25 protein-coding genes and 2 tRNA genes are annotated in these 23,439 nt (G+C 59.9%); 17 read left to right on the plus strand and 10 right to left on the minus strand.

Features of this window, described 5'->3' with window-relative positions; genetic code table 11:
• Positions 1-102 precede the first annotated feature (102 nt).
• On the plus strand, positions 103-1,407 hold the full coding sequence (locus BW33_RS20640; protein WP_047600893.1) for a Vps62-related protein: 1,305 nt from the start codon (positions 103-105) through the stop codon (positions 1,405-1,407).
• Here BW33_RS20640 and BW33_RS20645 read toward each other — a convergent pair.
• The 7 genes from BW33_RS20645 to BW33_RS20675 all read right to left on the minus strand — a co-directional run bounded on the left by BW33_RS20645 (position 1,388) and on the right by BW33_RS20675 (position 7,198).
• A complete protein-coding gene (locus BW33_RS20645; RefSeq protein WP_047600894.1) occupies positions 1,388-2,143 on the minus strand; it encodes a substrate-binding periplasmic protein in 756 nt (251 codons plus the stop codon). The genes BW33_RS20640 and BW33_RS20645 overlap by 20 nt on opposite strands.
• A 73-nt stretch (positions 2,144-2,216) precedes the next feature.
• On the minus strand, positions 2,217-2,987 hold the full coding sequence (gene hisF / locus BW33_RS20650) for an imidazole glycerol phosphate synthase subunit HisF (RefSeq protein WP_007909211.1): 771 nt from the start codon (positions 2,985-2,987) through the stop codon (positions 2,217-2,219).
• Positions 2,988-2,996: 9 nt separating this feature from the next.
• Positions 2,997-3,734, minus strand: a complete 738-nt coding sequence (gene hisA, locus BW33_RS20655) for a 1-(5-phosphoribosyl)-5-[(5-phosphoribosylamino)methylideneamino]imidazole-4-carboxamide isomerase (RefSeq protein WP_047600897.1) — start codon at positions 3,732-3,734, stop codon at positions 2,997-2,999.
• 42 nt (positions 3,735-3,776) lie between these two features.
• Positions 3,777-4,037 carry a DUF2164 domain-containing protein gene (locus BW33_RS20660; RefSeq protein WP_007952545.1) on the minus strand — a complete coding sequence of 87 codons (261 nt, stop codon included), beginning with the start codon at positions 4,035-4,037 and terminating at the stop codon, positions 3,777-3,779.
• Positions 4,038-4,676: an imidazole glycerol phosphate synthase subunit HisH gene (gene hisH, locus BW33_RS20665; protein WP_027611254.1), complete on the minus strand. Its 639-nt coding sequence runs from the start codon at positions 4,674-4,676 to the stop codon at positions 4,038-4,040.
• Positions 4,676-5,269, minus strand: a complete 594-nt coding sequence (gene hisB, locus BW33_RS20670) for an imidazoleglycerol-phosphate dehydratase HisB (protein ID WP_007909204.1) — start codon at positions 5,267-5,269, stop codon at positions 4,676-4,678. The genes hisH and hisB overlap by 1 nt, the downstream gene beginning before the upstream one ends.
• A 264-nt stretch (positions 5,270-5,533) precedes the next feature.
• On the minus strand, positions 5,534-7,198 hold the full coding sequence (locus tag BW33_RS20675; RefSeq protein WP_047600899.1) for an OFA family MFS transporter: 1,665 nt from the start codon (positions 7,196-7,198) through the stop codon (positions 5,534-5,536).
• A 318-nt stretch (positions 7,199-7,516) separates the two neighbouring features.
• On the opposite strand from BW33_RS20675, the gene BW33_RS20680 reads away from it, so the two are divergent.
• The 6 genes from BW33_RS20680 (at position 7,517) to BW33_RS20705 (ending at position 12,257) form a co-directional block, all read left to right on the plus strand.
• The gene (locus BW33_RS20680) at positions 7,517-7,921 is read left to right on the plus strand and encodes an acetyl-CoA sensor PanZ family protein (protein WP_047600900.1); all 405 of its coding nucleotides are present in this window, start codon (positions 7,517-7,519) and stop codon (positions 7,919-7,921) included.
• A gap of 78 nt (positions 7,922-7,999) precedes the next feature.
• On the plus strand, positions 8,000-10,225 hold the full coding sequence (locus BW33_RS20685; protein WP_047600901.1) for an AsmA family protein: 2,226 nt from the start codon (positions 8,000-8,002) through the stop codon (positions 10,223-10,225).
• Positions 10,222-11,289 (plus strand): A/G-specific adenine glycosylase, encoded by a 1,068-nt coding sequence (gene mutY / locus BW33_RS20690; RefSeq protein ID WP_047600902.1) that lies wholly within the window; start codon positions 10,222-10,224, stop codon positions 11,287-11,289. The genes BW33_RS20685 and mutY overlap by 4 nt, the downstream gene beginning before the upstream one ends.
• Entirely contained in the window at positions 11,286-11,558 is a 273-nt protein-coding gene (locus tag BW33_RS20695) for an oxidative damage protection protein (protein ID WP_003220737.1), read from the plus strand. Before mutY ends, BW33_RS20695 begins: the two co-directional genes overlap by 4 nt.
• Positions 11,559-11,661: 103 nt before the next feature.
• Positions 11,662-11,737 (plus strand) — tRNA-Phe (locus BW33_RS20700).
• A gap of 166 nt (positions 11,738-11,903) precedes the next feature.
• Entirely contained in the window at positions 11,904-12,257 is a 354-nt protein-coding gene (locus BW33_RS20705; protein WP_047600903.1) for a hypothetical protein, read from the plus strand.
• Positions 12,258-12,266: 9 nt separating this feature from the next.
• On the opposite strand, the gene BW33_RS20710 is transcribed toward BW33_RS20705, so the two are convergent.
• Both BW33_RS20710 and BW33_RS20715 read right to left on the minus strand, forming a co-directional pair.
• A complete protein-coding gene (locus tag BW33_RS20710) occupies positions 12,267-12,548 on the minus strand; it encodes a YceK/YidQ family lipoprotein (RefSeq protein WP_047600905.1) in 282 nt (93 codons plus the stop codon).
• Positions 12,549-12,621: 73 nt separating this feature from the next.
• Complete coding sequence (locus BW33_RS20715) at positions 12,622-13,071, minus strand: hypothetical protein (RefSeq protein ID WP_047600906.1); 450 nt, start codon at positions 13,069-13,071, stop codon at positions 12,622-12,624.
• A 243-nt stretch (positions 13,072-13,314) separates the two neighbouring features.
• Here BW33_RS20715 and BW33_RS20720 point away from each other — a divergent pair, with 243 nt between their 5' ends.
• Genes BW33_RS20720 through BW33_RS20730 form a run of 3 tightly spaced genes read left to right on the plus strand, consistent with a single transcriptional unit; the run spans position 13,315 to position 15,166 of the window.
• Complete coding sequence (locus BW33_RS20720) at positions 13,315-14,265, plus strand: alpha/beta hydrolase family protein (RefSeq protein WP_047600907.1); 951 nt, start codon at positions 13,315-13,317, stop codon at positions 14,263-14,265.
• A gap of 28 nt (positions 14,266-14,293) precedes the next feature.
• The gene (locus BW33_RS20725; RefSeq protein ID WP_047600908.1) at positions 14,294-14,707 is read left to right on the plus strand and encodes a hypothetical protein; all 414 of its coding nucleotides are present in this window, start codon (positions 14,294-14,296) and stop codon (positions 14,705-14,707) included.
• A 6-nt stretch (positions 14,708-14,713) separates the two neighbouring features.
• Positions 14,714-15,166, plus strand: coding sequence for a hypothetical protein (locus BW33_RS20730; RefSeq protein ID WP_047600909.1), 453 nt, complete (start codon positions 14,714-14,716; stop codon positions 15,164-15,166).
• Between the two features lie 70 nt (positions 15,167-15,236).
• On the opposite strand, the gene gabP is transcribed toward BW33_RS20730, so the two are convergent.
• Positions 15,237-16,628: a GABA permease gene (gene gabP, locus BW33_RS20735; protein ID WP_047600910.1), complete on the minus strand. Its 1,392-nt coding sequence runs from the start codon at positions 16,626-16,628 to the stop codon at positions 15,237-15,239.
• Positions 16,629-17,181: 553 nt separating this feature from the next.
• Here gabP and BW33_RS20740 point away from each other — a divergent pair.
• The 7 genes from BW33_RS20740 to BW33_RS20770 all read left to right on the plus strand — a co-directional run bounded on the left by BW33_RS20740 (position 17,182) and on the right by BW33_RS20770 (position 23,383).
• Complete coding sequence (locus tag BW33_RS20740) at positions 17,182-17,955, plus strand: ABC transporter ATP-binding protein (RefSeq protein WP_041071351.1); 774 nt, start codon at positions 17,182-17,184, stop codon at positions 17,953-17,955.
• A gap of 13 nt (positions 17,956-17,968) precedes the next feature.
• Entirely contained in the window at positions 17,969-18,718 is a 750-nt protein-coding gene (locus BW33_RS20745; RefSeq protein ID WP_047600911.1) for an ABC transporter substrate-binding protein, read from the plus strand.
• 77 nt (positions 18,719-18,795) lie between these two features.
• Positions 18,796-19,491 carry an ABC transporter permease gene (locus BW33_RS20750; protein ID WP_007961693.1) on the plus strand — a complete coding sequence of 232 codons (696 nt, stop codon included), beginning with the start codon at positions 18,796-18,798 and terminating at the stop codon, positions 19,489-19,491.
• Entirely contained in the window at positions 19,488-20,177 is a 690-nt protein-coding gene (locus BW33_RS20755) for an ABC transporter permease (protein ID WP_047600913.1), read from the plus strand. The genes BW33_RS20750 and BW33_RS20755 overlap by 4 nt, the downstream gene beginning before the upstream one ends.
• A complete protein-coding gene (locus tag BW33_RS20760; protein ID WP_047600914.1) occupies positions 20,158-21,393 on the plus strand; it encodes a methyltransferase in 1,236 nt (411 codons plus the stop codon). The genes BW33_RS20755 and BW33_RS20760 overlap by 20 nt, the downstream gene beginning before the upstream one ends.
• A gap of 419 nt (positions 21,394-21,812) precedes the next feature.
• Positions 21,813-21,888 (plus strand) — tRNA-Thr (locus tag BW33_RS20765).
• Positions 21,889-22,060: 172 nt separating this feature from the next.
• On the plus strand, positions 22,061-23,383 hold the full coding sequence (locus BW33_RS20770; protein ID WP_047600915.1) for a tyrosine-type recombinase/integrase: 1,323 nt from the start codon (positions 22,061-22,063) through the stop codon (positions 23,381-23,383).
• Positions 23,384-23,439 lie beyond the last annotated feature (56 nt).

Raw genomic sequence — 23,439 nt, forward strand, 5'->3', positions numbered from 1 at the left:
GCCATACATAGTTACCGCCAGAGACCGGATGCGAATACCGATAGTGAGACCTGCAACGGGTCGCGACTCCCTTGAGTCGCCGTTCAACTATCAGGAGTGACCATGACCATTCATGACCAGGCCGCAGCGCCATCCAGGCAAATCGAGCCGATCCGACACGACAATCTGCTGATCCATTTCACCACGGAATTTCACCGGATCTGGGACAGCACCGGCTCTCGGGCTAAACCCGCGGCCTTCTGGCGCCCGACTCCGGCGCCGGATGTGTTGCCGGGCTATTTCCCGCTCGGCGACGTGTTCGTCGCCGGGCACGACAACATTAACGGCAGCACCGTGGTAGCTGTGGTTTGCGAAGCCGATGCACCCAGTGCAGATCCGGCCAGGGGCCCGGCATTAAGGCGCCCGGAGGATTTCGAACTGATCTGGAAAGATTCCGGCTCAGGCTCGAAGAAAGACGGTGCCGTATGGCGACCGATCGCCCCGCAAGGGTATGTGGCCATGGGCGCGGTCTGCTCCAATGATCACGAAAAACCTTCACTCAACGCGGTTCGCTGTGTACGCGCCGATCTGGTGATCGCCTCGGACGTTGGTGAACTGATCTGGAATGACAGGGGCAGCGGCGCCAGACAGAGTTTCAGCGCCTGGAGCGTCACGCCGACGAATGCGCCGCCGGGAGAGATTCATTTCGCACCAGGTACCTTTGTTGCGGCAAGCAGCTTCAACCGGCCAGAGGGCAATGTCGGTGCCTATTCGCTACGGATGCAGATCGCGCCACTGATCCAGTCATCGCCACAGCTGCCGACGCTCTCCGCAGCGCAAGCCCCAGAAACCAAAGGCGCAGCCACGCTCTCCCAAGTCATCGAGTTGCCATGGTTCGTGGTCAAGGATGACTTGTCGCCAATTGATCAATTACGCACCACGCCGTTTTATCGCCTGGAAAGAACCGACCAGTACTATTTGGTTGGGAGCGGACACAACACGGGCGAGGAGGCACGGGCTTTCAAGTGGACCGCGCAGCGGCTGCAGAATCCGAAGACGCTGCGTCTGTTCACTCAACTTACTGCGATCAGTTTTGTGAGTCCGTGGGCAACGAAGGCAGACGCTCATCCGTCACTCCCATTTTCGGCAAGACTGGACAGCCAGTTCACTCACGGCGAGACGTCAACCAGTGGTTGGCAGACTTCATTTGCTACCCATGTGATCGCTATGGCCGGCAAAGGCAAATTCGTCGCGGTTTATCAGCTGGAGAGTTTCTACGAGCTGCTTCGTGCTGACGGCTCGCAGGCGGGGATCAATCTGGCTTACACCCAGAACGAAAACCTCAATCTGCTGCAGTATCCGCCGCAAGAATGTACCCACGACGCAGCGGACCAGTCGTTACCGACGGCTACAGATAGCGCCCCATGATTTCGTCGACAACCCCGTCCTTGCGCATCTGATCCAACGCCGCCTGCAGCCTGGCGACCGTTGCATCCGACACATCCTTGTTCAGCGCCAGGTACAACTCGGCGCTGTTGAAGCGCAGCAAGGTCTTGAGGCCGGTGACCCCGTCCTGCCGCGCCAGATAACGCCCGGCAGGATCACCCGTGGCCCACAGGTCGATCTGGCCGTTGACCAGTTTTTTCGCGTTGTCCTGATCGCGCAGCACGACCATAGGCTTCAAGCCTTGTTTGGTCAGCGTCTCGGCAATCGCATCGCCCTTGTAGGCACCGATCTTGTACTTGCGCGCGTCATTAAGGGTATCGAGGGTGATCTTGCTGTCGGCCCTGGCCAGCATGATCCAGTCGTCCGGACCGATCGGGCCGACCCATTTGAACAGGTTCTCGCGATCCGGCAGGCGGGCCATCACGAAGGCGCCGTAACCGGGGTTTTCCAGCGCCAGTTTGTAGACCCGCTCCCATGGGAAGCGCAGCGTCAGGCTGTAGGTGAGCCCGGCGCGCTTGAACATTTCGCGCACGATGTCGGCGGCAATGCCATTGATGTTCTCGCCCTTGGCGAAGTTCTTGCCGTCTTTCGCCATGTTGTAGGGCGGAAAGTTTTCGGTAAGGAGCACCAGATCGGTGTCGGGACTGTTTTCGGCCCGCGCCGTGTTGAGCAACAACACAGAGGCACTGGCGAGAACAAGAAGCAGGCGTTTGATCATGTCGGGCTACCGGAATCCATGGCGTGCCCAAGAGTGCCTTGGGTACGCCATGCTGTCCACTGGCCTGTACGGTTTAGCGCATCACGATGCCGCGTTTGGCCATATACGCTTTCGCTTCCTGCACGGTGTATTCGCCGAAGTGGAAAATACTCGCCGCCAGTACCGCGCTGGCGTGGCCTTCGAGGATGCCGTCGGCCAGATGCTGCAGGTTGCCGACGCCGCCGGAAGCGATCACCGGAATGCCCAGCGCATCGCTGATCGCGCGGGTCACGCCGAGGTCGAAACCGTTTTTCATGCCGTCCTGATCCATGCTGGTCAGCAGGATCTCGCCGGCGCCGAGGCCTTCCATCTTCTTCGCCCACTCGACCGCGTCGAGACCGGTCGGCTTGCGCCCGCCGTGGGTGAAGATTTCCCAGCGCGGGGTTTCGCCCGGGCCGGAGACCTTCTTCGCGTCGATGGCGACGACGATGCACTGCGAGCCGAAATGCTGCGCGGCTTCGCCGACGAATTCCGGGTTGAACACAGCAGCGGTGTTGATCGATACCTTGTCCGCACCGGCATTGAGCAGGTTGCGAATGTCCTGCACGGTGCGCACGCCACCGCCGACGGTCAGCGGGATGAACACCTGGCTGGCCATGCGCTCGACGGTGTGCAGCGTGGTGTCGCGGCCATCGACGCTGGCAGTGATGTCGAGGAACGTAATCTCGTCAGCACCCTGCTCGTCATAGCGACGGGCGATTTCCACCGGGTCACCGGCATCGCGGATGTTCTCGAACTTCACACCTTTGACGACCCGGCCGTTGTCCACGTCCAGGCAAGGGATGATGCGTTTGGCCAGCGCCATGGTCAGTCCTCAGCCTTGGTACGCATCGCAGAAAGCTTGCGCTTCAGCGACGTCGAGGGTGCCTTCGTAGATCGCCCGGCCAGTGATTGCACCGATGATGCCCGGCGCCTTGGCGTCGAGCAGCGACTTGATGTCACCCAGATTGTGGATACCGCCGGACGCGATCACCGGGATCTTCGTCGCTGCAGCCAGCGCAGCGGTGAACGGTACGTTGCAGCCCTGCATCATGCCGTCTTTGGCGATGTCGGTATAAACGATCGACGATACACCGTCGGCTTCAAACTGCTTGGCCAGGTCGATGACCTGCACGGTGCTGATTTCAGCCCAGCCATCGGTGGCGACGAAACCGTCTTTGGCATCCAGACCGACAATGATTTTGCCCGGGAACACGCGGCAGGCTTCAGCGACGAACGCCGGATCCTTCACCGCTTTGGTGCCGATGATCACGTAGCTCACGCCCGCCTTGACGTAGTGTTCGATGGTTTCCAGCGAGCGGATACCGCCGCCGATCTGGATCGGCAGGTTCGGGTAGCGCCTGGCGATCGCGGTGACCACTTCGCCGTTGACCGGCTGGCCTTCGAACGCGCCGTTCAGATCGACCAGATGCAGACGGCGGCAACCGCCCTCCACCCACTTGGCAGCCATGCTCACCGGGTCCTCGGAGAACACTGTGGAATCTTCCATGCGGCCCTGGCGCAGACGTACGCAGGCACCGTCCTTGAGATCGATAGCGGGAATAATCAGCATCTGGCAAACCTTCAAATTTGAATGTTCAGCTTGGCTCGGAAATCAGTTTTTCTCGAGCGCCCACAGGTCGCTTTCGATGCTTTCAAACCGCTCTTTGAGGTGGGTCTGCACATCGAAAATCGCCCTGTTGTAATAGTGCGGAGCAATTTCGCGGGTAAACAGCTCAAGAATCTCCGCCGCTTCGAACGAACCCAGGTCGAGTTCGAACCGATCCTCCATGAACCGCTGAATCTTGCGGTTGGCCTCACTCTCCTGTTCAGGTGTGAGGGTCAGAATCGGCGGTTTGGACTTCTTGGCAGCCATTTACCAGCGACCGTCCCACGCGGCGAAGTTCTGCAGCAATTGCAGGCCATGGGTATGGCTCTTCTCCGGGTGGAATTGCACGGCGAAACGCGAGCCTTCGGCCAGCGCTGCAGCGAAATCGACCCCGTAATGACCGCTACCGACTACCTGCCGCGCATTGGCGGCAGCGATGTAGTAGCTGTGCACGAAGTAGAAGCGCGCCATGTCCGGAATGTCGTGCCACAGCGGGTGACTGACCTTCTGCTGCACTTCGTTCCAGCCCATGTGCGGGACTTTCAGGTGCTCGCCGTCTTCATGCAGGTCTTTGCCGAAGAACTTCACCGCGCCCGGGAACAGGCCGATGCAGTCGACACCGTCGTTCTCTTCGCTGCTGTCGAGCAGGGCTTGCATGCCGACGCAGATGCCGAGGAACGGACGATCCTGGCTGACTTCACGCACCAGCGCGTCGAAACCGAGGCGACGGATCTCCGCCATGCAATCGCGAATCGCGCCAACGCCGGGGAACACTACGCGGTCGGCTTCGCGGATCACGTCCGCATCGCTGGTGATCAGTACCTTGCCGGCGCCAACGTGCTCGAGGGCCTTGGCCACCGAGTGCAGGTTCCCCATGCCGTAGTCGATAACTGCAACCGTCTGCATTACAGAACGCCTTTGGTCGATGGCATTTGCCCGGCCATGCGCTCATCCAGCTCGACGGCCATGCGCAGCGCACGGCCGAAAGCCTTGAACACGGTTTCGATCTGGTGGTGGGTGTTGGTGCCACGCAGGTTGTCGATGTGCAGGCTGACCAGTGCGTGGTTGACGAAGCCCTGGAAGAATTCCTGGAACAGGTCAACGTCGAAGCCGCCCACGGTGGCGCGGGTGTATGGCACGTGCATCTGCAGGCCTGGACGGCCGGAGAAGTCGATCACCACGCGCGACAGCGCTTCATCGAGCGGCACGTAGGCGTGGCCGTAGCGACGGATGCCTTTCTTGTCGCCGATGGCTTTGGCGAAGGCCTGGCCGAGGGTGATACCGACGTCTTCCACGGTATGGTGGTCGTCGATATGCAGATCGCCCTTGCATTCAATATCCAGGTCGATCAACCCGTGACGGGCGATCTGATCCAGCATGTGCTCAAGAAAAGGAACACCGATATCGAATCGGGCCTTTCCGGTGCCATCAAGGTTGATCGAGGCTTTGATCTGGGTTTCCAGAGTGTCGCGCTCGACAGACGCCTTACGTTCGGCCATCACCAGCTCCGCAAAATCATTGGGCGAAAAAGGCAGCCATTATAGGCACGCGGGGCCGAAACAGAAACACGCGACGTGATATGCCTGACGGACAGAGGCCCCGGCTGTCGCGGGTAGACATGTCCATACAAGCCATTACAGGCACCCCGAAAACAACTGTAGGAGTGAGCCTGCTCGCGATGAGGGCGTGACAGCCAACATTTCCGTGACTGTCAGACCGCTATCGCGAGCAGGGCTCACTCCTACAGGGGTACTACGTTTTGTTTAGTGAAACAGTACCGCCGTCTTCTGCAGGGTCACCCACACACCCCACGCCAACGGAACGCCCACCACCAGCCATGCAGCGATTGCCAGCGGCTTGCTGCCCGGTGCGGCTTTCCACTCCAGCACGGTGCTCGCATCAGCACCTTTGTCGTGGCCCAGCGCCTGTTCGGCGGCCAGTTCAGCGTCGGTCATGAAGTACTTGTCTGCTACCGGACGCACCATCAGGTTGCAGAGGAAACCCAGCACCAGCAGGCCCGCGAGGATGTACAGGGTGATGTCGTAAGCGGCAGCGCGCTCAACGCCGATACTCAACTGATACTCACGCAGGTAGTTCACCAGCACCGGACCGAGCACGCCGGCCGCAGCCCAGGCAGTCAGCAGGCGACCGTGGATCGCGCCGACCATTTGCGTGCCGAACAGGTCGGCCAGATACGCCGGAACGGTCGCAAAACCACCGCCGTACATCGACAGGATGATGCAGAACGCCGCCACGAACAGCGCAACGTTGCCCAAATGGCCCATGTTCGGGATCAGTGCGTACAGCGCAAAACCGAGGGCGAAGAACACGAAGTAGGTGTTTTTGCGACCCAGGTAGTCCGAGAACGAAGCCCAGAAGAAGCGGCCACCGATGTTGAACAGGCTCAGCAGACCGGTGAAGCCGGCAGCGATCGCAGCGATCGAAGCCAGTTGCCCGGCGTCCAGTTGACCGAACGGCACGTCAACGCCCAGCAGCTTGCCGCCGAACACTTCCTGCAGCAGTGGCGAGGCCATGCCGAGGATGCCGATACCGGCCGATACGTTCAGGCACAGCACCAGCCACACCAGACGGAACTGCGGAGTTTTCCACGCCACATTCACGTGAACGTGACGGTGGGTGATCATCGAGTTCGACGCTTTCTTCGCCGGAGCAGTCCAGCCTTCAGGCTTCCAGCCGGTTGGCGGAACGCGATAAGCCAGGGCGCCACCGATCATGAACACGAAGTAGATCGCCGCCATCGCCACGAAGCTCTGCCACACGCCGACACCGGCAGGCGAAGCGAAGTGACTCATCAGCGCAGTCGCCAACGGTGCACCGACCATCGCGCCGCCACCGAAACCCATGATCGCCATGCCGGTCGCCATGCCGCGCTTGTCCGGGAACCACTTGATCAGGGTCGATACCGGCGAGATATAGCCCAGGCCCAGACCGATACCGCCGATCACGCCGGAGCCGATCCACATCAGCCAGATCTGGTGGGTATAAATCCCCAGTGCCGAGATCAGCAGACCGCCGCACCAGCACAGCGCCGAAACCACACCCGCCTTGCGTGGCCCGGCGTGTTCCAGCCAGCCACCCCAGATCGCTGCCGAGCAGCCGAGGAAGATGAAGAACAGGGTGTAGATCCAGCCGAGCATGGAGATCGGCCAGTCGCATTGCGAAGAGAAGACCTGAGCGATGAAACTCATGTCCGGCGCGCAAGCCACTGGCGCGGTGACGCCCAGCGCCTTGGACAACGGCAGCCAGAACACCGAGAAACCGTAGGCCATGCCGATGCACAGGTGGATGGCCAGAGCGGCCGGTGGAACCAGCCAGCGGTTGAAACCGGGCTTGGCGATGATGCGCTCCTTGGACAGGAACGCAGGCTGGTCGGCGCGAAGGCCGTCCGCCGTGATGCTCGTGCTCATTGTGTATCCCCCAATTATTAGTATGGTTCGCCAGCCACTGCTCACCCTCGGCCTTTATGCACGCAGGCATGACCGTTTTTTCGGGTGAAGCTCCTTGAAGGCGCGACGTTAAGTCGCAGAAGGACGGGCGAACCGGCGAAGGTTACCATTTGCACGTGACAGAAAAACCAAACTGATATCACCTTTTTCATGTCATCTGATCTCGTCCCCTGCAGGAGCTGCGGAACGCTGCGATCTTTTGACCTTGTTTTGACAGGCAAAATCAAAAGATCGCAGCGTTCCGCAGCTCCTGCAGGGGGCACTTTTGAGGAGGCACCAATGCCTGTCATCGTTCAAATGCTTGAAGACGCCAATTACCAGGATCAACAGGATCTGCAGAAGATCTATCGTGACGCCCCGCAATGGCTGTTCGCGCCGTATTCCGGGGACGCTCAACTGATCGAAAACAGCCTGGCTGACAGCTCTTTGATTGCAGGACGTTTCAACGATCGCCTGCTCGGTGCAGCACGCCTGACAAGGCACGACAGGGTTTGGTACTTGTCACATTTGTGTGTTCGAAAAGTCACCCGGCGCCGTGGGGTAGCCGAGCGGTTGGTGAACCAAGCACAGAAAATGGCGTCGCAAGCGGGTGCTCAACTGCGCCTGCTGGCACCGGCCGGACACCTTGAAACCCAGGCGCTGGCCACCAAATTGCAATTGCCGCTGGACGTGATCGCAACATGACAGCGCCCCGAACCGGGCGGATGCAGCGCTATACTCCCCGGCTAAATTACGAATTCGACTAACTACAAGGACTCGCCCATGAAAGCGTTCGGCAAAATCCTGGGTCTGGTACTTCTCGGGCTGTTGCTGATCATTGTGGCGGCGGGCTTCGCCCTGACCCACCTGTTTGATCCCAACGACTACAAAGACGAGATTCGCCAGATAGCCCGCGACAAGGCCCACATCGAGCTGACGCTCAATGGCGATATCGGCTGGAGCCTGTTCCCGTGGCTCGGCCTGGAACTGCATGAGGCCAGCATCGCCACCCTGATCAATCCGACCGAACCGTATGCCGACCTGCAGATGCTCGGCCTGTCCGTGCGCGTGTTGCCACTGTTGCGCCGCGAAGTGCAGATGAGCGATGTGCGCGTCGAAGGCCTGAACCTGCGCCTCAAACGCGACAAGAGCGGCCACGGCAACTGGGAAGACATCGGCAAGCTGCCACCTCCCGCCACGCCTGCCGGCAGCCCGCCACTTGCCAGCCCACCTGTTGCAGAGGCCCCCGCCCAGCCGGAAAAACCGCCGCAGCCGATCCGCCTCGACATCGACAGCCTGACCGTCAACAACGCTCGCGTTGAATACAACGATGAGCAGACCGGCAAACAGTACAGCGCCGAAAGCATCCAGCTGAGCACCGGTGCGGTACACGACTCGACCAACATTCCGCTGAAAGCCACGGCGTTCCTCAGCACCAATCAGCCTGTGCTGCGCGTGCGTACCGAACTCAATGGCGAGCTGCGCATCGAGCGTGCATTGCAACGTTACAAGTTCGAAGACATGAAACTGTCCGGCGAACTGACCGGCGATCCGCTGCAGGGCAAAGCCATGACTTTCTCCGCCCAAGGGCAGATCTTGCTGGACAAGGCGGCGAACGTCGCCGAATGGACCGGGATCAAGATCTCCGCCAACCAGTTGCGCGCGCTCGGTGAGCTGAAGGTCAACGACCTCGACAAGACCCCGCAGGTCACTGGCGGGATCTCGATCGCCCAGTTCGATCTGGCGAAATTTGTCGACAGCATCGGCCAAACGCTGCCAGCCATGGCGCCCGGCAGCCTGAGCAAGGTCGAACTGGTCAGCCGCGTGGCCGCCACGCCAACCAGCGTGGCCTTCGACAACATCAACCTGAAACTCGACGACAGCAGCTTCAGCGGGCGCATTGCCGTGGAAGATTTCGCCAAGCAGTCGCTGCGCGCGATCCTCAAGGCTGACACCTTCGATGTCGACCGCTACCTGCCGCCGAAATCGGAAAAAGCCAAAAACGCCGCGCAAGTGCGTCAGGCCGAAGTCGCCAGCACCGAAGCCGATGCCATGGCCGGCGCCGGCAGCACACCGTTGCCGGACAAGCCAAGCAAAAGCGCCTGGAGCACCGAGCGTCTGCTGCCGGTCGAGCGTCTGGCCAGACTCGACGTCGATGCCGACCTGAGCTTCGGCCAACTGACCCTCGACAAACTGCCGATCCAGAACGCCGCGCTCAAAGCCACCGGCCAGGGCGGCCTGCTGACCCTGGAGAGTCTGCGTGGCGGCCTGTACAACGGCGACTTCGAAGCCAAGGGCACCCTCGACGTACGCCCGAGTGCGCCGGTGCTGAACCTGCAAACCAGGATCAACCGCGTGCCGGCCGAGAAAATCCTCGAAAGCCAGGGCAAGAATCCGCCGGTCAAAGGTCTGGTCACGCTGACCAGCAGCCTCACCGGCAGCGGCAACAGCCAACAGGCGCTGATCGAAACCCTCAACGGCAACGCCAGTTTCGTGATCAACAACGGTGTGCTGCTCAACGCCAACCTTGAACAGCAACTGTGCAAAGGCATCGCCACCCTCAACCGCAAAACCCTCAGCGGCGAGCCGCGGGGCAAGGACACGCCGTTCCAGGAGCTCAAGGGCAACCTGACCTTGCGCAACGGCGTGGCGAGCAACCCGGACCTGAAAGTGCGCATCCCCGGTATGACCGTCAACGGCGACGGCGACATCGACCTGCGGGTGCTGGGCATGGATTACCGCGTCGGCATCATCGTCGAAGGCGACACCAGCGCCATGCCGGATCCGGCCTGTCAGGTCGGCGAGAAATTCGTCGGCATCGAGTGGCCGCTGCGCTGCCGTGGCCCTCTGGAACTGGGCGCCAAGGCTTGCCGTGTGGACAACGAACGCCTCGGCCAGGTCGCGACCAAAATGGCCGGTGACAAACTCGGCGAGAAGATCGATGAAAAACTCGGCGACAAGGTCAGCCCGGAATTGAAAAACGCATTGAAGGGGCTGTTCAAGCGATGAGAGCGGAGCAGTTTTCCACGGCGGTGCTGGAATGGTTCGACCGCCACGGCCGCCACGATTTGCCTTGGCAGCAAGACATCAACCCGTATCGGGTGTGGGTGTCGGAGATCATGTTGCAGCAGACCCAGGTCAGCACCGTGCTCAATTACTTCGACCGCTTCATGGCCGCGCTGCCAACGGTGCAAGCGCTGGCCGAGGCGCCGGAGGACGAAGTGCTGCACCTGTGGACCGGGCTGGGTTACTACACCCGCGCGCGCAATTTGCAGAAGACCGCAAAGATCGTCGTCAGCCAGTACGGCGGCGAATTTCCGCGGGACGTCGAAAAGCTGACGGATCTGCCGGGGATCGGCCTGTCCACCGCCGGCGCCATCGCCAGCATCAGCATGGGCCTGCGCGCGCCGATCCTCGATGGCAACGTCAAACGCGTTCTGGCGCGTTTTACCGCGCAAGAGGGTTACCCGGGTGAGCCGAAGGTCGCCAAACAGCTGTGGGCCAATGCAGAACGCTTCACGCCGCACGATCGGGTCAACGCCTACACCCAGGCGATGATGGATCTCGGCGCTACGCTGTGTACGCGCAGCAAACCGAGCTGTCTGCTGTGTCCGCTGGAAAAGGGCTGCGAAGCGCACATGCTCGGGCTGGAGACTCGCTACCCGATCCCCAAGCCGCGCAAGGCCATACCGCAGAAACGCACGCTGATGCCGCTGCTGGCCAACGGCGAAGGCGCGATTCTGCTTTATCGCCGCCCGTCCACGGGGTTGTGGGGCGGCTTATGGAGCCTGCCGGAACTCGATGACCTCGACGACCTGCAACATCTGGCCGACCAGCACTCGCTGACAATGGGCGAGCAGCAGGCGCTGCCAAGCCTGGTGCATACCTTCAGCCACTTCCAGCTGTCCATAGAACCCTGGCTGGTTCAGGTGCAGGAGGCCGGTCAGCACGTGGCCGAGGCCGACTGGCTCTGGTATAACCTCGCCACCCCGCCGCGCCTGGGCCTTGCCGCCCCGGTCAAAACCTTGCTCGAACGCGCGGCCGCCGTATTGAACGCAGGAGAGTCGTCATGACCCGCACCATCATGTGCCGCAAGTACAAAGAAGAACTGCCCGCGCTGGAACGCGCTCCTTTCCCGGGCGCCAAAGGTCAGGATATTTTTGACCACGTCTCGGCCAAGGCCTGGGCTGACTGGCAGAAGCACCAGACCCTGCTGATCAACGAAAAGCGTCTGAACATGATGAACGCCGAAGACCGCAAATATCTTCAGGGCGAAATGGACAAGTACTTCTCCGGCGAGGATTACGCCAAGGCGGAAGGCTACGTTCCGCCTGCAGAGTAAACCTGCAAAATCGGGGGGCGGATCGTAAGCGACGGAATTAATTTAAGAAATTTTAAAAAAGTCGTTGACGTAAATCCGAAAAACCCTTTTAATGCGCCCCGTTGCCCAGATAGCTCAGTCGGTAGAGCAGGGGATTGAAAATCCCCGTGTCGGCGGTTCGATTCCGTCTCTGGGCACCAAATACCGAAAACCCTGAATCGCAAGATTCAGGGTTTTTTTATGCCTGCGATTTGATAGCGGCTAAATCCAGTCTTTTTTCCGGGCTGCGCAAATGCGCGACGGGTTTCGAACGAAGGCGATCCGCGCTACTTTGGCCGCACCTTAAGGAAGAGGGTCATCCGCTCGATGAACCAGAAAAGAACCCGCGTACCCCTGCCCCATCCGCCACCCTATCGCCAGAGTCGGGCGGCATTCTGGGTGACGGTGCTGGTCGGCGTATTGATCGCCTTCCTCATCGCCGCGTCGACTTATCTGATCATCCACAGTTTGATCAGCGGCTCCATCACTACCTGGAACCGATCGGGCCCACGCCATACCTACACCCTCGCGCTGCAACCCCGAATGTTCTGGTTCGAGATCGTGTCGCAGTGCGTCGGCACCGTGTTCCTGATAGCCGTCGGCTGGATCGGATTATGGATTTACCGAATGGCGCACGAGCCCAGTTACAAGCAGAAGGCCAAGCGTACGCGCGATAAATGAAGACCGGCCTCAGAGGGTGTTGACGTAGTCGACCGGCAACAAAACCGTGTCGAGCGCAGCGTCTACCGGCAGCGATACAACGCTAATCAGCGGGCAAACGATCATCATGTAGCAGATGACCGCCGAGGGCATGCCGTCTCCCCCTCTCACGCCAAGCAAGTGCAGGCTGCCATCGACACCTTTGTAGTACGGCTCTTCAGAATCACCGTTCAGGCGCCCCATCATCGTTCCACAACCGGCCAGCAGCAAAACCAGGCTCACCACTGAGCCGATACGCAAAATCCCTTTCAAACCAGCACTTCCTTCGCCACAAACAGTAGGCGCGGGATTATACCCGCGCCTCGACGTTCAATTGCACCCAACGTTATCCAGCGTCATTCCAGTGGAACACCAGATTGCGCGCAGTGCCGCTACCAACGTCTGTCACGTCACGCCGTGTTTCGCCATTGCGCGTGGCGACCACCGTGTACTTACCCGGTGGCAATTGCACGTACACCAGCGGGCCCGTTTGGGTGAGGGTCAGCACGGTTTGCCCCGGCGACTTTTGAATCATCACGTCGACATCAGCGGTGTACTGGTCTTGCGCGCCCACCGCGAACGTCATGTGCAGGTTGTAACCGGTGGATTGTTGAATGGCTTTTGACTCGTCCAGGCCGATCCCGCCGGACAGGTAGTTGATGCCGTTTTGCTGTTGTTGCTGGACTTGCACCCCGGCACTGTCGATCGGGTCGAGGTTGGCCGCCTGCAACATCGCCGGAAAGACCAATGCCGCCACCGCCGCGATGGGCAGCAGGAATGAAAGAACACGTTTCATGATGACGACTCCCGGGCTCTTGTAGAGCCCAACTGTTACTCCTTATTTGATCCGGCCAGAGAAGCACGTGTTTTAGAATGATTGGAACTTGGCCAGGGTGCGAAAGGGACTAATTCGAGACGCACGGCGGCTCGAATTCACAGAGTCGCTAATCTTCAATCCGGAACGCACTGCGTTTCGAGTGATTGCGCAGCCCGGCGTTGAAGCTCATTCTCGATCCGTCTTCGCCAAGGCCAAGTCCGTATGAATTCATGCAGTCCCGCGTTTACGCCCGACACAGCAACCATGAGCGAACCTTTCAAAGAAGCTGCCGCAGATGGCTTTATGCTCGGCGGCTTCACCTGGCGTCACGCCCTGCCCGAGATCCAGCGACCGGTAGTCATCATCAACGCCGCCACCTCGGTACGCTGCCGACACTACTCGCGCTTCGCCGATTACCTATTCGCCAACGGCTTCGACGTGATCACCTACGACTACCGAGGCATCGGCGAATCGCGCCCGGCGACCCTGAAAGGTCTTGAGGCCTCATGGACCGACTGGGGCGCGCTGGATTTCGAGGCGATGCTCAAACGCGCGCAACGGGAATTCCCCGGCCAGCCAATTGATGCGGTCGGGCACAGCTTCGGCGGTTGCGCGGCTGGGCTCGGCGAGTCCGGGCAGGTCATTCGTCGGCTGGTGACGGTCGGCGCGCAGTTCGCTTACTGGCGCGACTATGCGCCGGCACAGCGCTGGCGCATGTTCGGCAAATGGCACCTGCTGATGCCGCTGCTGACGCGGCTCTGTGGCTATTTCCCGGGCAAACGCCTCGGCTGGCTGGAGGACACACCAGCAGGCGTCGTACGGGACTGGAGCACGCCTGCCGCGCGCTACGAGCAGCGTCCGAGCGGCCGCCGACTTCTGAAGGCAAGCGGTCGCCTGCCCTTCGCCAACGTCCGCGCACAAACCCTGGCGATCAGCATCAGCGACGACCCTTACGGCACGATCCCGGCCATCGAACGCCTGCTCGGCTACTTCAGTCATGCGCACAAAACCCACTTGCGCATCGCGCCGCAGGACATCGGCGAACAACAAGTCGGACATTTCGCCTTTTTTCGCAGCGCATACCAAGCCACACTATGGCCCATCGCTCTGACCTGGCTGCAAACCGGCGAGCTGGCCCCCGATACACCCGGGCGGCCAGTGCCACGCAGCTGAGCCCCCTCAACGCACGACGGAACACACCATGGCCTCCGCCAACAAGCAAAAAAAACGCGCCGCCCGGGCCAAGACCAAGGCCAAGCAGAACCGCACCAAACGCGCCGAGGCGCCGGTCGAACTGGACCCGAACGATGACCGCATCGACTTCGAGTCGGTGGACCTGACCGAGCTGTTCAAGAAAATGATCGACGCCGAGAAGATCAGCCAGCAAGCCATGTGCACCGCGTTCCTCGAAGACCCGCTGCTGGAGCTGGTCTACGAGCAGGAAGGCGAAGAAGGCGCGATGGATTTCATCCTCGCCGCACTGATCGAGTATCGCCAGTGGTCGCAAGAAACCGACGAGGCCGGCGCCCTGGCGTGGATCGAATCCCCGGCCTTCCAGGCCGACTATGTGGCGGCGTCCGACGCGATTGCCGCACAAACCCAACAGAAGAACTGAGTCCCCATGGCATCCCTGAACAAGCAACAGAAACGCGCCAAGCGCGCCAAAGCCAAAGCCAAGCACATCCGCATGGTCGGCCGTAAGCCGCTGGAGCAGGACGACAACCTCGGGCATCTGGACGAACCGATCCCGGAATACACCCTGGCGATGTTCAGCAAGATGCGCGACGCCGAAGCCGTCAGCCGCAATGAAATGCTGCTGACCCTGCTGCGCGAACTGGCGTTCATCATCGTTGACCATCCAGAGCTGCTGGACATGGAAAACGCCGAGAACGAAGGCATGGCCGCCACCCACCTGGCCGCCGACATGCTGATCGACTACCGCATGTGGGCCGACGGCATGGACATCGAAACCGCCCAAGCCTGGCTGACCGAGCCACAGTTCATCACCGATTTCGGGATTGCACTGGATACTTACGGCAAGTCGCTGGACACCCAGGAAGACAAGGGCGAATAAACCCCGCGCACAAACAAAAACGGCCGCTCGTCATCACTGACAGCGGCCGTTTTGCATTACGCGTTACGGATCAGTTCAACACCACCGCACCACGGTTTTCCAGCTTGCGACGGCGTGCCACCAGCAGACCGGCGGCAACTACCATGAGGCTCAGCAGGCCGGTTGCGAGGATTTCCACGCGGTGGGCTTCCTGGAACAGCATGATGGTCAGGGCCGCGACGATGAAGATGATCACCGCGTAGGTCAGGCCCGGGAACAGCCACATGCTGAAGACGATTTTCTCGCCGCGGGCCATGCGTTGTTTACGCATGCGCAGTTGCGAGAACGCGATCACCAGGTACACCAGCAGCGCGATGGCGCCGGAGCTCGCCAGCAGGAATTCGAACACGGCAGCCGGGGCCACGTAGTTGGCGAAGGTGCAGAGAAACGCAGCGCCGGTCGACAGCATCACGGCCCAATAAGGCGTACCGCTTTTGTTGACCCGGGTCGACATCGCCGGTGCGTCACCGCGCTTGCCGAGGGAGAACAGCATGCGCGACGAGGTGTACAGCGCCGAGTTCAGGCAGCTGGTCACCGCGACCAGAACCACGATATCGACGATCATTTTCGCGTTCGGAATGCCCATGCGCTCAAGCACGGTCTGGTAGGAACCGAGGTTGGCCAGCGTAGGATCGTTCCACGGCACCAGGGCCACAACGATGAAGATCGATACCAGGTAGAACAGGCCGATCCGCCAGATCACCGAGTTGGTGGCCTTGGAAATCTGCTTGCCCGGGTTCTTCGATTCCGCGGCCGCGATGGTTACGATTTCAGTACCCATGAACGAGAACATGGTGGTCAGAATTGCACCCAGCACCGCGCCCATGCCATTTGGCAGGAAGCCGCCGGAATCAAACAGGTGCGAAACACCGCTGACCTGACTGGTGGGCAGGAAGCCGAAAACAGCCGCAAGACCCAGCGCGATGAAACCGATGATTGCCAGGACTTTGATCAGAGCAAACCAGAATTCGAATTCACCGTAGTTTTTTACGCTGAACAGGTTGGTGACCGTCAGCAGCATGGTGATGATCAATGCGAACGCCCAGATCTCGATCCCCGGGAACCAGGCATGGAGGATGGTCGCGGCGGCGTTGGCTTCCAGTGGAATCACCAATACCCAGAACCACCAGTACAACCAGCCGATGGTGAAACCGGCCCAGTGCCCGATGGCACGGTCGGCGTAAGTCGAGAACGAGCCGGTGTCGGGCGAAGCGACAGCCATTTCACCGAGCATGCGCATCACCAGCACCACCAGGGTGCCAGCGGCGGCGTAGGCCAGCAGCACGGCGGGGCCGGCGGCAGCGATCGCGTGGCCGGAGCCAACGAACAGACCGGCGCCGATAACACCGGCGATCGACAACATGGTCACATGACGCGGTTTGAGCCCCTGTTCGAGGCCATTGGAGCTTGGGGTACTGCTCATCGGAACTACCTTTGCGAGGAAAGCGATTGCGTCCGTCCTGTCTGATTTTCCTTCTCGTAAAAAGAAACCAACAGGGCGTTCCAGATTCTGCACGCAATTATTGCGCCAAAATATTTCAAACTCTTCTGGGCCGCGGTCTTCAGCGAGACCGGACAGTCACCGCAAGTCATTGGAATGAATGGCAATTCGCCAGAGCGTTACCCTGCGACTCACTTTTCCCAACGTACGGGCGCACCAGAAACACACTGAAAAAGTATGGGATGCCCAATAAAAGGGCGAATCGTGTACGTTCGGCCGGATAGCGCTTCCAACACCCCGCCAAAGCTGGCAACATCGCGCCTTTTTTTACGCAACACCCACGGGTTTGCACGTTCGAACACCCGTTCGGTTGTTGATGTGGCGACAGTCTGCTGTGCCGATGCGACAACCTGCCACACGCCATCCGCTTACCGCTCGTAGCGCTGTTGGCTGCCATTGAAACGCTATGCTAGCTTGGCCGCCTCGCCAGGAAGGCCCGCCAACAGCAGGAGCGCAACATATATGAGGAACGCACATGGCTGAGGCCACGCCCGCGCTTGAAATCCGCAACTTGCACAAACGCTACGGACAGCTTGAGGTGCTCAAAGGCATCTCGCTGACCGCCCGCGACGGCGATGTGATCTCGATCCTCGGTTCCTCCGGTTCCGGCAAGTCCACGTTCCTGCGTTGCATCAACCTGTTGGAAAACCCGCACCAGGGTCAGATTCTGGTGGCCGGTGAAGAACTCAAGCTCAAGCCCGCCAAGAATGGCGAACTGGTTGCCGCTGATGGCAAGCAGATCAACCGCCTGCGTTCCGAGATTGGTTTTGTATTTCAAAACTTCAATCTGTGGCCGCACATGAGTGTGCTCGACAACATCATCGAGGCCCCGCGCCGCGTGCTTGGCCAGAGCAAGGCCGAGGCGATCGAGGTCGCCGAAGCGCTGCTGGCCAAGGTCGGCATTGCCGACAAGCGCCACGCCTACCCGTCGCAACTGTCCGGTGGTCAGCAACAACGCGCGGCGATCGCACGCACGCTGGCGATGCAGCCGAAGGTGATTCTGTTCGACGAGCCCACCTCCGCCCTTGACCCGGAAATGGTTCAGGAAGTACTTAGTGTCATCCGCGCACTGGCCGAAGAAGGCCGTACCATGCTGTTGGTGACCCACGAAATGGGCTTTGCCCGTCAAGTCTCCAGCGAAGTGGTGTTCCTCCACCAGGGGCTGGTGGAAGAGCAAGGATCGCCTCAGCAGGTGTTCGAAAACCCGCTTTCGGCGCGCTGCAAACAATTCATGTCCAGCAACCGCTAACGGAGCAACATGCATGCAGAATTTTAAAAAGGTCTTCCTGGCCGCCGCCGTCACCCTCGCCTTCAGCGCCGGTGCCATGGCCGAGACCCTGAAGATGGGCATCGAGGCGGCTTACCCGCCGTTCAACAACAAAGACGCCAGCGGCAACGTGGTCGGCTTCGACAAAGACATCGGCGACGCCCTGTGCGCCAAGATGAAAGTCGAGTGCACCGTGGTCACCTCCGACTGGGACGGTATCATCCCGGCGCTGAACGCCAAGAAGTTCGATTTCCTGATCTCCTCGCTGTCGATCACCGAAGAGCGCAAGGGCGCGGTGGATTTCACCGACCCGTACTACTCGAACAAACTGCAGTTCATCGCACCGAAAGATAAAGACTTCAAAACCGACAAGGATTCGCTCAAAGGCAAGATCATCGGTACGCAGCGCGCAACGCTCGCCGGTACCTGGCTGGAGGACACCTACGGTAGCGATATCGAAGTAAAACTCTATGACACCCAGGAAAACGCCTACCTGGATCTGACCTCCGGTCGGGTCGACGCCATCCTGGCCGACAAGTACGCCAACTACGACTGGCTGAAAAGCGACGCCGGCAAGAACTACGAGTTCAAGGGCGATGCTGTCGTTGAAAGCGACAAGATCGGCATCGCGGTGCGTAAAGGCGACCCGCTGCGTGAGAAGCTGAACGCCGCCCTGAAGGAAATCGTCGCCGACGGTACCTACAAGAAGATCAACGACAAGTACTTCCCGTTCAGCATCTATTGATCTGACCTGCGGGATCGGCGCCGTGATCCGACGGCGCCGGCTCCCGGCCTTGCCTGCCGCGATTTGAAAAGAAATCCATGATTATCGACCTCTACGGATTCGGCCCGGCCCTCGCCGCCGGCGCGCTGATGACCGTCAAACTGGCACTGACGGCCCTGTGCCTGGGACTGGTGCTCGGTCTGCTCGGCGCCTTGGCCAAGACTTCCCCGTACAAGCCGCTGCAATGGCTTGGCGGTACTTATTCGACCCTGGTGCGTGGCGTCCCGGAATTGCTCTGGGTGCTGTTGATCTACTTCGGTACGGTCAACCTGATGCGCAGCCTCGGTGAGTTCTTCGGCAATCCCGACCTGCAACTCAGTGCCTTCGCCGCCGGCGTAATTGCGCTGGGCCTGTGCTTCGGCGCCTACGCCACGGAAGTGTTCCGCGGCGCGATCCTTGCCATTCCCAAGGGCCATCGCGAAGCGGGTGTGGCGCTGGGCCTGTCGAAATGGCGGATTTTCACCAAGTTGATCATGCCGCAGATGTGGCGCATCGCCCTGCCCGGCCTGGGCAACCTGTTCATGATCCTGATGAAAGACACCGCACTGGTGTCGGTGATCGGCCTGGAAGAAATCATGCGTCACGCGCAGATCGGCGTGACCGTGTCGAAACAACCGTTCACTTTCTATCTGGTCGCCGCAGTCATGTACCTGGGCCTGACGGTGCTGGCGATGACCGGCATGCACTTCCTGGAAAAACGCGCCGCTCGCGGCTTTGCGAGGAGCGCTTCATGAACTGGGAAGTGATCATCAAGTGGCTGCCAAAACTGGCGCAGGGCGCGACCCTGACCCTGGAGCTGGTGGCGATTGCCGTGATAGCCGGCCTGCTACTGGCAATTCCACTGGGCATCGCCCGCTCTTCGAAGCTGTGGTATGTGCGCGCCTTGCCCTACGCCTACATCTTCTTTTTCCGTGGTACGCCGTTGCTGGTGCAACTGTTTCTGGTCTATTACGGCCTGGCGCAGTTCGATGCGGTGCGCAGCAGCGCGCTGTGGCCGTACCTGCGCGATCCCTTCTGGTGTACCACCGCGACCATGACCCTGCACACGGCGGCGTACATCGCGGAGATCCTGCGCGGCGCGATCCAGGCGATTCCGCCCGGCGAAATCGAGGCGGCGCGAGCGCTGGGCATGTCCAGGCCCAAGGCGATGTTCTACATCATGCTGCCGCGTGCGGCGCGCATCGGCCTGCCGGCCTACAGCAATGAAGTGATCCTGATGCTCAAGGCCAGCGCACTGGCGAGCACCGTGACCCTGCTGGAACTGACCGGCATGGCCCGCACAATCATCGCGCGCACCTACCTGCCGGTGGAAATCTTCTTCGCCGCCGGCGTGTTCTATCTGCTGATGTCCTACGTGCTGGTGCGCGGCTTCAAGCTGCTGGAGCGCTGGCTGCGCGTCGATGCCTGCCAAGGGCGTTGATACTTCCCACGTGTTGACGGGCGAGGACCTACTCGCCCGCTTCACCGCGCTGGATGCTTTTTTGCTTGAGCATCAGGCGCTGTGGAAACCTCGTCCGTTCACCCATCTTTCGCTTCCATGGGAAACCGCCTACCCCGAATTGGCTTCGTGGCTACGCGGACGATCACTGGAAGATGCAGAACGGGCGCACAACCGGCCTGCCGAGCTCATCGATGCCCCGGAGCCGTTCGCTGCATTGGCGGCGTTGTCGGCTGAGCTGAGCGCGGTCGGTGAGTTGCCGGAACATGCGCTGGAAGCCGCAGGCCATCGATTGAATGTCGATGTGCCGGGGCGCAAGTGGCAGCAGATCGAAGCGTTCGCCAGTCGTTTGTCTTTTGCCTCGCCGCCAACGCATTGGCTTGACTGGTGCTCCGGCAAGGGACATTTGGGTCGACGCCTGTTGGGTGCGGGACAACAGCTGACTTGCGTTGAATACGATCCGGCGTTGGTCGCCAGTGGTCAGGCATTAAGTCAGCGCCATCATTTGCACGCGCTGCATATCGAACAGGATGTACTGGCGACAGACGCAGCGAGCGTTATGAGTGCTCAGCACACCCCCGTCGCCCTGCACGCCTGCGGCGATTTGCACGTGCGCCTGATGCAACTGGCAAGCGCTGCCGGATGTCAGCAGATGGCCATCGCCCCGTGCTGTTACAACCGGATCAATCACAGCGAGTATCAGGCATTGTCCTCAGCGGGTTTGCGATCCGCCCTACAGCTCTCGATCGAAGATCTGGCGCTGCCCATGAGCGAAACCGTCACCGCCGGTGCACGGGTCCGACGTCAGCGCGACACCTCCATGGCCCGGCGCCTGGCATTCGATTTGCTGCAACGGCAAGTGCGTGAAGTAGACAAATACTTGCCCACCCCGTCCCTGCCCAGCGCCTGGCTGGACAAACCTTTCGCCGATTACTGTCACGATCTGGCAACGCTGAAAGAGTTATCCACAATCGGCTCGCCAGATTGGCGGGCACTGGAAGCCTCCGGCTGGCAGCGGTTGGCCGAAGTTCGCAACCTGGAATTACTGCGCGGATTGTTCCGACGACCACTGGAGCTTTGGCTGAATCTTGATCGAGCCATTTTCCTCGCCGAACAGGGATACATCGTACGCCTCGGCACCTTCTGCGACGCACCGCTGACTCCGCGTAATTTTCTGCTGCTGGCCGAGCGCGCTTAAAATCTTTACAGCCTGTGGATAACTCTGTTGATGGTTTTGCCGTGGATCCAATATCCACGGCCATTGCATGACAAAAACAGCATTGGTCATTTTTTGTTCACATAGATAAAAAACCTGTAAAACAGGGCTTTGCACACAAAATGAGAACGTGTCCACAAAATCCCCTGCAACGCAGCCGTAGCGCCCATCCGTTGTGCATAAGCTCCCAATCAAAAGGGCATAAACGGGTGAAATGGGTGCTTGAACAGTGCAGAAATCCTGCCATCACTCGCCTGCTGGATTGACGTCGAACAGCCCGATTTTGCGGCTTGACACCCAATGACACAGCTCATGCAGCGCCTGATCCAGCACCTGCGTAAAAATAGTCTGAATTAAGGGGTTTACAGAACCAACCCAATCGCTATAATCGTCGCCCACACGCCGGTATAGCTCAGTTGGTAGAGCAACTGACTTGTAATCAGTAGGTCCCGGGTTCGACTCCTGGTGCCGGCACCATACAAGGTTCCAGAGAAGGCTTTCAAAATCTCTAGAACCCCCGAAAAACCCGCCTTCTGGCGGGTTTTTTCGTTTTGGCGTTCCATCGGTTTCCGTCAGAAACTGGTGGATTCCAACCGTTTTAAGGGTAGAGTTTGGGATACAGGTCACGTCGATAAAAGGGAGTACCCTTATGTCGCGCACCACAGCTCCGCTCTCCGACGCAGCTTGCCGCTTGGCAAAACCTACAGACCGCGCCTACAAGCTTTTCGACGGCGATGGCCTCTATCTCCTAGTCCAACCCAATGGCCGCAAAGGCTGGCGGCTTCGTTACGTCAAACCTGACGGACGGGAAGGACTGACCTCGTTCGGCAACTACCCCGTCATTGGCCTCGCCGATGCGCGCCGCAAGCGCTTGGAGATCAAGCGAATGCTGGCGGATGGCATTGATCCCATAGAGACCAAGCACCAAGCCAAGGCGGAAGCTGTGATCAAAGGCAGAACCTTTGAAAGCGTTGCGCTGGACTGGCACACGGAAATGTCGGCCAAATGGGCACCAGGCCACTCCAAGACTGTGATGAGCCGCCTCAAAACCCACGTATTCCCGCTGATCGGCGCACGCGCCATTGTTGATCTCGACACCCATGACCTTATGCAGCCCTTGGAAGCGATCAAGAAGCGCGGAACGATAGACGTTGCTTTAAGGGTACAAAACTACCTGCAGAGCATCATGCGCGAGGCAAAGCGCCTCCGGCTTATCACCATAAACCCTGCCTACGACCTCGAAGGCTCGATCAAGGCCCTGCGGGTGGTGCATCGCCCCGCTCTACCCTTATCGCGACTGCCGGAACTGCAGGAGCGGATCGACACCTATAAAGGCCGGGCACTTACCCGTCTGACGGTGATGCTGTCGCTGCATGTGTTTGTACGCTCCAGTGAGCTGCGCTTCGCCCGCTGGAGCGAGTTCGACCTCAAGCGCGGCACCTGGGAGATACCGGACACTCGCCCCGCGCTGGAAGGAGTACCCTTTTCCACAAGGGGTACGAAGATGGCAGGGGATATCCATTTAGTACCCTTATCGCCGCAAGCAGTGGCGCTACTCGAAAAAATCCATGCGCTCACAGGTAACTTCGCATTGGTCTTCGCAGGCGATGCCAAACCCTGGAAGCCCATGTCCGAAAATACCGTGAACAACGCGCTACGGACGATGGGATACGACACCAAAACCGATATCTGCGGGCATGGATTTCGTTCGATGGCCTGCAGCGCGCTGATCGAGTCAGGATTGTGGTCGGAGACAGCCATTGAACGGCAGATGAGCCACAAGGAGCGCAACAACGTCCGCGCCGCTTACATCCACAAGGCCGAGTTCATCGAGGAGCGCAGGCTGATCATGAACTGGTGGAGCCGGTACCTGGAGGCCAACCGGCAGGAGCATGTCACTCCACACGAATTCGCGAACCAGACAGGAGCGAACGTCACTCGCCTAAAAGCAAAACGTGGCGCAACTGAGTAAGCGCTCGGTCTTCATATCTCAGCGATCCGCTTGTCCACGCGGGTCCATCCAAACAG

The sequence above is a fragment of the Pseudomonas sp. RIT288 genome, from assembly GCF_000631985.1.
GTDB lineage: Bacteria > Pseudomonadota > Gammaproteobacteria > Pseudomonadales > Pseudomonadaceae > Aquipseudomonas.